Below are 652 nucleotides of genomic sequence, written 5' to 3' on the forward strand. Positions count from 1 at the left end.
ATCATTCTCAATCTACATCGATACACTACTAGTATGTTCGGCAACTGCGTTTATGATTCTTATCACAGGGGCGTACAACGTACACGGTGCGGTTGAAGGTGCATTCCTTGTGCAAAACCTACCCGCTGACATTGGTGCGAATGGTCCAGTATTCACGCAAATGGCGATTGAAAGTGCTCTACCTGGAGTTGGTAAACCGTTCATCGCTGTTGCACTGTTCTTCTTCGCATTCACCACTATCTTGGCTTACTACTACATTGCAGAAACAAACATTGCCTACATTCGCCGTACCTTTAAAGTGAACGGTCTGATGTTTATCTTAAAACTGGTACTTATCTCAGCCGTGTTTTACGGTACAGTAAAAACCGCAAACCTAGCATGGGCGATGGGTGATGTTGGCGTAGGTTTGATGGCTTGGCTGAACATTGTGGGTATCTTGATCATCTTCTTTATGTCGAAGCCTGCTCTGAAAGCGCTGACCGACTACGAAGAACAACAGAAGCAAGGTGTCACAGAGTTTACGTTCAACCCAGTTGCGCTAGGTATCAAAGGGGCAGATTACTGGGAAGAGAAATACAAACGTAAAACAGGTCAAGCACCAACGACTGAAACTACCGCAACAGACACGGTAGAACAGCCTTCGACCTAAGTT

Annotated in this window: 1 protein-coding gene; it reads left to right on the top strand. The window is 45.6% G+C overall.

The window, feature by feature from the left end:
- The coding region (locus tag R7040_RS27245; protein ID WP_318097714.1) for an alanine:cation symporter family protein at window positions 1-649 on the top strand (649 nt) is incomplete at its 5' end.
- Window positions 650-652 lie beyond the last annotated feature (3 nt).

Source organism: Vibrio sp. 1069 (assembly GCF_033340555.1).